The sequence below is a fragment of the Clostridium sp. genome, from assembly GCF_051650885.1.
Lineage (GTDB): Bacteria > Bacillota > Clostridia > Clostridiales > Clostridiaceae > Clostridium.
The window spans coordinates 1-3,185 of record NZ_JBOFRG010000248.1; the positions used below are offsets into that span (position 1 = coordinate 1).

The 3,185-nt window shown below is 29.2% G+C and carries 4 protein-coding genes; 1 reads left to right on the forward strand and 3 read right to left on the reverse strand.

Annotation, left to right across the window (positions count from 1 at the left end; genetic code table 11):
- The coding region (gene yjeM / locus ACRC28_RS11670) for a glutamate/gamma-aminobutyrate family transporter YjeM (RefSeq protein ID WP_438543616.1) at positions 1-860 on the forward strand (860 nt) is incomplete at its 5' end.
- A 49-nt stretch (positions 861-909) separates the two neighbouring features.
- Here yjeM and ACRC28_RS11675 read toward each other — a convergent pair.
- From ACRC28_RS11675 to ACRC28_RS11685, 3 genes are all read right to left on the reverse strand, one after another.
- Complete coding sequence (locus tag ACRC28_RS11675) at positions 910-1,599, reverse strand: Bax inhibitor-1/YccA family protein (protein WP_438543619.1); 690 nt, start codon at positions 1,597-1,599, stop codon at positions 910-912.
- An 81-nt stretch (positions 1,600-1,680) separates the two neighbouring features.
- Positions 1,681-2,100, reverse strand: coding sequence for a bacteriohemerythrin (locus ACRC28_RS11680; RefSeq protein ID WP_438543617.1), 420 nt, complete (start codon positions 2,098-2,100; stop codon positions 1,681-1,683).
- Positions 2,101-2,229: 129 nt separating this feature from the next.
- The coding region (locus ACRC28_RS11685; protein WP_438543618.1) for a cation:proton antiporter at positions 2,230-3,185 on the reverse strand (956 nt) is incomplete at its 5' end.

Below are 3,185 nucleotides of genomic sequence, written 5' to 3' on the forward strand. Positions count from 1 at the left end.
TGTTTGCAGTATTTGCATACGGTGGTCTTGAGTCTATTGGAGGATTAGTTGACCAAACTGAAAATCCTGAAAAAACTTTCCCAAGAGGAATAAAAATAGGTGCTATTATTATTGCTATTGGGTATTCACTTGGAATACTATGTGTAGGATTCTTTACTAACTGGAGTGGTGTTTTAAGTAAGTCTACAGTTAATATGGCTAATGCTGGTTATATTGTAATGGGTAACTTAGGATTCTCAATCGGAACTGCTCTTCATTTAAGCGTTCAAACTTCAGTAACTATAGGACTTTGGTTCTCAAGATTTATAGGACTTTCTATGTTCCTTGCATTAATCGGTGCATTCTTTACATTAACTTATTCACCAATTAAACAACTTATTGAAGGAACACCAAAAGAATTATGGCCTGCTAAGCTTATCAAAATTGATGAAAAAACTGGTATGCCTAAAAATGCAATGTGGATTCAATGTTTAATTGTTATAATCGTTATATCAATTGCTTCCTTTGGAGGAGACACTGCAACAACATTCTTAAACTATCTAATATTAATGAGTAATGTTGCTATGACAATTCCTTATGCATTTATAGCACTTGCATTTATTTGGTTTAAGAAAAATGATAAGATTGAAAAACCTTTCGTTATTTATAAATCAGTTAAAAGTTCAACAATTGCAGTTATAATAGTTGTAATTACAGTAACTTTTGCAAATGTCTTTACAATTATAAAACCAATCTTAGAAAGCCGTGATTATGTATCTACAGCCTTCCAAGTAGTTGGACCAATTGTATTTACAATAATTGCACTTCTTATTTATGGAAGATATGAAAGACGTCTTAAAAGAGGCGATTTTGATAAATAAATTTAACTTTAAAGGACATCGACTTAAAAATAGTCGATGTCCTTTTTCTTTAATCATTACTTGAAATTTTCGCTAAAAAGTCTAGAATTTCAAGGTATAACCATATAAGTGTTATCATTAAGCTAAATGCTCCATACCACTCCATATATTTTGGTGCACCCATTTCTGAACTTCTTAAAATGAAATCATAATCTTGGATTAAACAAAGTGTTGCAAGAACTATTACAACTAAACTAAAACCAATTCCTATAACTCCATTACCGTATATAGGAAGGTTTATTCCCATAAAGCTTAATAAGATTCCTACAAGCATAGTTACTACTAGTGTTCCTAACCCTATCATTACAGCTTTTCTTGTTCTTTGTGCTATATCTGGTCTTTTCCCGTAAATTGCTATTGTAACTATTACACATACAAATGTTATTAATATTGCTGGTACTACTATTCCTGGATATACTCTTTCAAATAAATGAGATATACTTCCAAGCATTAACCCTTCAAGCCCTGCATATATAACTCCTGTAAATCTTGCTACCTTTGGATTAAATGTTGTAAATATTGCAACTCCAAAAGTTACAAGTGAAACTCCTATAATCACCGCTGGATTATAAGGTATTCTAAACCAACTATATAAAAATCCTAAAACTACTACTCCTAATAAAACAAATATTTTCATTATTGTTCCTGTTACAGTCATGGGCTCTGCCGTATATTCTACTTCTTTAAAGCCTCTTGTCATAGCAGGATTTGCTTTTCCTGTTCTCATTGTTACTCCCCCTTTTAATTATCTACTTTAATTCATATCCTATTTTTATAGAATTTATACTTCATTTTCAACTTTTTTATTATAATATTCTATAAATTCCATATCCTTATTTAAAATATGCGAACCTAACCAATTAAGCCCAAACTCTATTACCTTATTCACATATTTCTCTCCATCACGTTCAATTTCTTTTATATCTATACTTTCTATTTTGTCAATAAAACTCATATGTTCTACCTTATGAGAAAAAAACTTATTATATCCTTCACGAAGCATTATTTCTTCTTCCTTCTTAAAATGATATATACTATATTCTCTAAGTTCTTCTACTAACCCCATAATTTTATCAAATTTATCAATTGATAATTTGTTTTTTGAAATTTCCATCCCTTTGTCTATAATTTCAAATAAAACTTCATGATCTTTATCAATCTCACTGTACCCTAAACGATATTTTTCTGACCAACTCTTCATTTTCTCACCCCTATTTAATTTTACCTTATTTTATATTTAAATACTATATTTTACATTTAAATTTTAAAATAAAAAGCTTATTTCAAAAATTTCAAAATAAGCTTTCTATCCTATAAAACTAAATTATATTTAATTTTTAAATGCACATTTCAAAAGTATTGGTGTTATTATTGTCGTAATTACTACAACTATTACTATTGGTGCTAGAAAGTTAGGATTCATGAGCCCTACTGCAATTCCTTTATTCGCCACAATTAATGCAACCTCTCCTCTAGATACCATTCCTGTACCTACTTGGAAAGATTCTTCTATTGTATATCCAAAAGCCTTCGCACCTATTGCACAGCCTATTACTTTAGTTAATATAGCAACTATAAGAAGTATTGCTGTAAATAATATTATATCCGTTGTCATTGCTCCAATCTCAACCTTTATTCCTATACTTGCAAAGAATATTGGTGATAATAACATATAAGACAATGTTTCAAATCTAGAATTAATATATTTTGTTCTTTCTGTATTTGAAATTATAAGTCCTGCAATAAAGGCACCTGTAATATCTGCAACTCCAAATAACTCTTCTGCAAAGAATGATAATAAAAGACAAAATACAAATGAAATTATAACAAATCTTCTCATATCTTTATTATATCTATGTATTATTTTGTTAAATACAAAGAAGAAAATATATCCACTTACTAATGCAAATATAAAGAATAATACTATTTTTAAAAGAACAAACATTACATTTACTGATGAATCCGAAAGACCTGTTACTACTGTTAAGGCAATAACCCCTAAAATATCATCTATTAATGCAGCTCCAAGTATTGTATTTCCTGCTTTTGTACTTAATTTCCCCATTTCTTTTAAAGTTTCAACTGTAATACTAACTGACGTCGCTGTAAGTATTACACCTATAAATATGTTTTGTAATATTGGGCTTACATCTCCTGTTTGAAGTTCACCCTTGTTAAATATTAGTGCTATAAAAAATCCTGCAACTAATGGAACTACAACTCCTAAAATTGCAACTACAACAGATACTTTTCCTGTTTTTTTAAGTTCTGTTATATCTGTTTCAA